The organism is Streptomyces sp. PU-14G (genome assembly GCF_041028275.1).
Lineage (GTDB): Bacteria > Actinomycetota > Actinomycetes > Streptomycetales > Streptomycetaceae > Streptomyces.
On record NZ_JASKYT010000422.1, the window covers coordinates 1 to 6,567 of the forward strand.

Below are 6,567 nucleotides of genomic sequence, written 5' to 3' on the forward strand. Positions count from 1 at the left end.
GGGATGGGGCGGGTGCGGGGCGGACGGCATGACGGCTCCCTCCCCCGCGCCGCGCGAAGCGGCGGTCGGGACGAACGGCTCGGTCTCGCCGAACGGTTGGCCCGCGCAGGGCGGGAGGTCACCGGCTCAGGGATGCGCTGCGGTGTGCCGTCCTGAGGACGGCCTGCCTGCAACATGTAATGCGTCCCGGAGGAAGGCTGTCAAGACGGCGGACGATACGAGCGAGCCCACAAGTCACCAGTACGTCGCCGCGTTGGGGCCGGAAGCCGGCCAAGTTCCCGGCCTCGGCGGGGATGCGCCGATGGTGCGGGACGGGTTGACAGGTCCGCCGCTGTCTCTACGGTCCCTTACATTGCATGCAACACGCAGCATCACGCTCAGCGCCCCGCGCTGAGCGCGCAGCACACTCCCCTGGCGCCGGTCCGTCCACCGGCCTGCCCGAGCCGCGGTACCGGCTGCCTGGTGCCGCCGGCCGCACCGAAGGAATCCGCCGCTCATCCGCGCGGCGGAGGAGGGAGCAGGGCATGGTCAACTTCCGCAGCGCCACGGGCCGTCTGCGCGCGCCCCGCGGCGGAAAGGGAGCCGGCGGACCCGGCACCCACGCGCACCCGCCACACGAGGTGGACGCCGTACCTCCCGTGTGGCGCCTGTTCGTGTACGGCACCCAGCACGTCCTCGCCTTCTATGCGGGGGCGGCCGTGATGCCGCTGCTGGTCGCCCAAGGGGTGGGACTGCGCGGCGCCGACCAGGCCATGGTCGTCAACGCCTCGCTGCTGGCGTGCGGGCTGGCGACGCTCCTCCAGTCCGTCGGGCTGCCCGGAATCGGCATCCGGCTGCCCGTCGTGCAGGGCCCCGCGACCAGCGCCGTCCCATCGCTGGTCGCCGTGGGGCTGGCCGCCGGCGGAGCCCACGCCGGCCTGCCCACCATGTTCGGGGCGGTGATCGCCGCCGGACTCGCACTGTTCGTGATCGCGCCGGTCTTCAGCAGGCTGGTGCGCTACTTCCCGCCGCTGGTGACCGGCACGATCGTGACGGTCGTGGGGGTGACGCTGCTGGCGGTGGCCGCCAAACAGGTGGGCGGCGGGGATCCGGGAGCCGCCTCGTTCGGCAGCCCGGCCCACCTCGGGCTGGCCGGGGCGACGCTCCTGGTCATCGTGCTGGTCTCGCGCTTCTCCAGTGGCTTCGCGGCGACCGTGGCGGTGCTGGTGGGCCTGCTGGCGGGGACGGGGCTGGCGATGGCGACGGGGCTTGCGGACTTCTCCGGTACCGGCTCCTCGCGGTGGTTCGGCATGACCGAGCCCCTGCACTTCGGGGCGCCGCGCTGGGACACGGCGGCGGCGCTTTCCCTGTCGCTGGTGATGGTGGTGATCGCGGTCGAGAGCATCGGCCAGTTCTTCGCCGTCGGACGGATCGTCGGACGCGAGGTCGGCGAACGCGATGTCGTGCGGGCGCTGCGCGCCGACGGGCTCGGCACGGTGTTCGCCGGGCTGCTGGGCTCCTTTCCCAGCACGGTGTTCTCGCAGAACGTGGGGTTGTTGCAGCTCACCAGGGTGCGCAGCCGGTGGGTGGTCGCGGCGTCCGGCGTCATCATGGCCGCGCTGGGCCTGATGCCGAAGGTCGGTGCGGTGATCGCGGCGATGCCGACCCCGGTGCTGGGCGGGGCGACGATCGTGCTCTTCGGCACCATCGCCGTGGTGGGTGTGCAGATCCTCGGGCAGGCCGATCTGGCCCACAGGCACGGCACGCTCGTGGTGGCGGTCAGTCTCGGTGTGGGCTTCCTGCCCACCGCCTACCCGCGGTTCGCGGAGCGGCTGCCCGGCGAGCAGTTGCATGTAATTTTCGGGAGCGGGATCATCCTCGGTTCGATCACGGCAGTACTCCTCAACCTGCTCTTTTACCATGTGCGGCTTCCGGGTCGGCGTCGCGAACTAACTCCCGGCGGCGTGCACGACGTTGACGGCTCCGAGAAGCGCATGCAACATGAAGTCACCAGGGCGGCCGACGAACCGCCCACCGGCGCCACAGGAACAGGGCCGGCGATCGCGGGCAGCGGCCCGGCCGTCACCGGCAGCGGAACATCCGCCGCCGGGGGCAGCTCGGCCGGGGCGCCACCACCACCCGGCGGGGGCCGGGGATGAGAGCGGCCGACCGCCCCCACCGACCACGTCCGCCCACCGAGACCGGGCCCGCACGAGGGGGTTCTTTCACACGATGCCGATCGAAAGCGCGGTGAGCCGGCTGGCAGGCGGCAGCCTGCTGGCCGACCAGGCGTACCAGGAGCTGAAGCGCGCGGTCCTCGCCGGCCGACTGTGCCCGGGCGACGCGCTGTCCGTCCCGGCGCTGGCGACGCAGCTGGGCATCAGCCGCAGCCCCGTACGCGAGGCGGTGCAGCGTCTGATCCACGACGGCCTGGCCACCCACGAACCCCACCGGGGTGCGGTCGTGGCGCGCGTGGACGTGGCGGACGTGCGCCAGCTGTACGTGCTGCGGGAAGTGATGGAAGGGCTGGCGGCCCGGCTGGCGACCGAGCGGCTCGACGCGGCGCGGGTCGCCGAGTTGCGGGCGCTGCTGGAGGAGCACGAGCGCGTGGTCGCCACGGGTGACGACGAGGAGCGCCACACCGGGATGGACATGGCGTACCACAGGATGATCCGCGAGGTGGCGGGCAACGACCACCTGACGGCCGCCCTGGACACCATCCAGGGCAAGGCCCACCTGGCGCTGCACTCGCTCTGGCGCAGCCCCGAGGCCCAGCGGCTCGCCGTCGCCGAACACCGGCAGATCTTCGAGGCGATGACCTCGGGCGATCCGCAAGCGGCCGAGGAGGCGGCCCGTGATCACGTGCGGCGGCTGCGCATCCGGCTGTCGCAGGCGGTGCCGCAGCAGGCACCGGCCGGTGCGCCGGGCCGGCTCCCGGTGGCCGAGGTGCCGCACACCGGTAGCGCCGGGTAACACCGGCTGCCGCGCTCCGCACCACCGCGCCCCGGCGCCCTCGGGGCAGGGGAGGGCGGGAGAACGCCTGACCGCTCGCGCTCCGCGAGCACCGCGCCCGCGACACCGGCCACCGGCCACCGGCCACCGGCCACGGCCGCGACCACCGGTCACAGCCACAGCCACGGCCACCGGTCACAGCCACGGCCGCCGGAGGCCGACACCCGGCGAGAGGGAGGCACACCGTGAGCGGCACGACGACAGCGAACCCACTCGGCGACGGCGCACAGCACCGGACGGCACAGGACCGAACGCCACAGGACCGGACGGCACAGCACCGGACGGCACGGGCCCAGACGGAACCGATCCAGACGGCACCGGCCCAGGCAGCACCGGTCCAGACGGAACCGGCCCAGGCAGCACCGGCCCAGGCGGCACCGGCCGGCGGGACGGCGGCTCCGCCACGCGGTGCCGACGGCCTGGGCGCTCCCGAGGCGACCGGTCCGGACGGCGGTGTCGGCAGCGATGTGCCGCGACCTGACGGCGGGCTCAAGGTGACCGGGGCCTTCGCCTACTCCTCGGATCTGCGCCGGGACGACGCGGTGTGGGGCGCCACGCTGCGCAGCCCCCACCCCTCGGCGCGCGTTCTGGGCCTCAACGCGTCCCGCGCCCGCGCGCTGCCCGGGGTGCACGCCGTGCTCACCCACGAGGATGTTCCCGGACTGCCACGGTACGGGATGAAGGTGGCCGACCAGCCGGTGCTGGCGTCCGACCGGGTGCGCTACCAGGGGGAGCCGGTGGCGCTGGTGGCCGCCGACCACCCGGAGACCGCGCGCCGCGCGCTCGCCCTCATCGACGTCCGCTACGTCGAGCTGCCGCCGGTCACCGACCCGGAGGCCGCGCTGCGCGGCGAGGGCCCGCTGGTACACGAGACCCACCCCCTCGGTGCCCCGACCGCGCCGCCCGCGGCGTCCGCGGCGTCCGCCGATCCCGCGTCCCCAGCCGACGGCCCAGCCGACGGCCCGGCCGGCGGTCCCGCCGCCGGGCGGGTGGCGCCGGGCAACCTGGTGCGGCACGTGCGCATCCGGCACGGTGACGTGGCGCGGGCGCGGGCCGCGGCGGACGTGGTGGTCGCCGGGGTGTACGAGACCGGGATGCAGGACCAGGCGTTCCTGGGGCCCGAGTCGGTGCTGGCGGTTCCGGCGGAGGACGGCGGGGTGGAGGCGTACGTCTCCTCGCAGTGGATCCACGACGACCAGCGGCAGATGGCGGCGAGCCTGGGGCTGCCGGTGGAGAAGGTGCGGGTGCGCCTGTCGGGGGTCGGCGGAGCCTTCGGCGGGCGCGAGGACGTCTCCTGCCAGATCCACGCCGCCATGCTGGCGCTGCACACCGGGCGTCCGGTGCGGATGAGTTACGGCCGTCCCGAGTCGTTCCTGGGCCATGTGCACCGGCATCCGTCGCGGATGCGCATCGAGCACGGCGCGACGCACGACGGGCGGCTGCTGTACATGACGGCCAGGCTGCTGCTGGACGGCGGCGCGTACACCTCGACCTCTCCTGTGGTGACAGCCAACGCCAGCTACTTCGCCGCCGGTGCCTACGAGGTGCCGAACGTGGCGATCGACGGGTTCGCCGTCTACACCAACAACCCGCCCTGCGGGGCGATGCGGGGCTTCGGCGCGGTGCAGTCCTGCTTCGGGGTCGAGTCCGGTATGGACCGGCTGGCCGGGCGTCTTGGCATGCATCCGGTCGAGCTGCGGGAGCGGAACGCGATGCGGACGGGCACGGTGCTGCCGACCGGGCAGCCCGTGGACGGCCCCGCGCCGGTCGCCGAACTGCTGCGGCGGCTGCGCGACCGTCCGCTGCCGCCGCCCGCCGCACAGGACGGGCAGCCGGGGGCCTCGCTGACCCGGCCCGGCGGGCTGAACAACACCACGCACGGCGAGGGGGTGCGGCGCGGCGTCGGTTACGCGGTCGGGGTGAAGGCCATCGGGTTCTCCGGCGGGGTGGACGACCGCTCCACGGCGCACGTGCGGCTGCTGGTGGCGGGCGGGGAGCCGGTCGCCGAGATCCGGTCGGCGGCGGCCGAGTGCGGGCAGGGCATCGTCACCGTGCAGGCCCAGATCGCGCGCACCGAGCTGGGAGTGGAGCGGGTGGTGGTGCTGCCCGCGGACACCACGGCGGGTGACGCGGGCTCCTCGTCGGCGTCCCGGCTCACGTGGATGAGCGGCGGCGCGGTGCGGGGCGCCTGCCGTGCGGTGCGGGAGCGGCTGCGGGCACGCGGCGGCGGGACGCTCGTCGAGCTGCTCGCCGAGGGCCCGGTGGAGGCGGAGTTCACGTACGCGCACCGGCGCACCGAGCCCGTGGATCCGGAGCGGGGGCAGGGGGCGGCGCACATCGCGTTCGCGTTCGCGGCGCACCGGGCCGTCGTCGACGTCGATGTCGAACTGGGCCTGGTGAAGGTGGTGGAGCTGGCCTGCGCGCAGGACGTGGGCAGGGCGATGAACCCGGTCGCCGTCCACGGGCAGATCGAGGGCGGCACCGCGCAGGGGCTGGGTCTCGCGCTGCTGGAGGAGCTGCGCGTCGAGGGCGGCCGGGTACGCAACGGCTCGTTCACCGACTACCTCATCCCGACCATCGCCGACATGCCGCCGGTCCCCACCGAGCTGCTGGAGCTGCCGCACCCCGACTCCCCGTACGGGCTGAACGGGGTGGGCGAGCCGCCGACGCTCTCCTCCACCCCGGCGCTCGCCAACGCGCTGCGGGACGCGACGGGTCTTCGGCTGCCGAGGGTGCCGGTGCGGCCCGAGGAGATCACCGACGCCGCCGAGGGGAGGTGAGGCGGGCCTTCGGGTTCCCCCAACGGTCCGGGTACGACAGGCCCACCGAGGGCCCCAGCAGGGGCCCAGCCGAGGGAGAGGACGACGCACATGATCATCGACACCCACATGCACCCGACCAACAAGCCGGACAAGGCCTGGCGGCACGACGGCGATCCCTTCACGGGCGAGCGCACGCTCGCGATGATGGACGGCCCCTACACCATCAACGGCAAGCCGCGCCGCATCGACTACGGCTGCATCATGCCGCCGCCCGGCAACACCGTCTGGCAGGACGGGATGCGCACCGGACGCGAGGGCATCCGCGACTACATGTCCTACATCACCGAATTGGTGACGGCGCACCCGGACAGGTTCGTCGGGAACTTCCTCTACAACCCGCGCTTCGGTCCGGAGAACGGGGCGAAGGAGCTGGAGTTCCACGTCAAGGAGTACGGCTACAAGATGATGAAGCTGCATGCCAACATGCACGCTTACCGTCCCGACCGTGCCCTGGACTGGCTGCGCCCGGTGCTGCGGGTGTGCGACGAGCTGGGCGTGGTGGTGCTGATCCACACCGGGGACGGTCCGTACTCGATCCCGACGCAGTTCTACCCGATCATCCGCGAGTTCCCGAACGTCAACTTCATCCTGGCGCACTTCGGAGTGCAGACGGGCGGCGTGTACTGCTTCGAGGCGCTGTACATGATCCTCGACTCGCCCAACGTGTACGGCGAGTCGRGSWKSMTGYWCCAGTCGCGGATCGTGGAGTTCGCCCAGCAGATGGAGAAGCACCAGCTCGTCTTCGGCACCGACT

General features: G+C 73.4%; 3 protein-coding genes and 1 pseudogene. All 4 read left to right on the top strand.

The window, feature by feature from the left end; all coding sequences use genetic code 11:
* The first annotated feature begins 524 nt into the window (after positions 1-524).
* Entirely contained in the window at positions 525-2,138 is a 1,614-nt protein-coding gene (locus tag AB8Z75_RS30470; RefSeq protein ID WP_369207638.1) for a nucleobase:cation symporter-2 family protein, read from the top strand.
* A gap of 73 nt (positions 2,139-2,211) precedes the next feature.
* Positions 2,212-2,952 carry a GntR family transcriptional regulator gene (locus AB8Z75_RS30475; protein WP_369207640.1) on the top strand — a complete coding sequence of 247 codons (741 nt, stop codon included), beginning with the start codon at positions 2,212-2,214 and terminating at the stop codon, positions 2,950-2,952.
* 458 nt (positions 2,953-3,410) lie between these two features.
* Positions 3,411-5,771: a molybdopterin cofactor-binding domain-containing protein gene (locus AB8Z75_RS30480; RefSeq protein WP_369207642.1), complete on the top strand. Its 2,361-nt coding sequence runs from the start codon at positions 3,411-3,413 to the stop codon at positions 5,769-5,771.
* Between the two features lie 90 nt (positions 5,772-5,861).
* Positions 5,862-6,567: pseudogene (locus AB8Z75_RS30485) on the top strand (amidohydrolase family protein); the annotation flags it as partial.

Excerpts from the sequence above, each read along its gene's own strand:
- AB8Z75_RS30475 (WP_369207640.1), top strand. The coding sequence starts at position 2,212 with ATGCCGATCGAAAGCGCGGTGAGCCGGCTGGCAGGCGGCAGCCTGCTG.
- AB8Z75_RS30470 (WP_369207638.1), top strand. The coding sequence starts at position 525 with ATGGTCAACTTCCGCAGCGCCACGGGCCGTCTGCGCGCGCCCCGCGGC.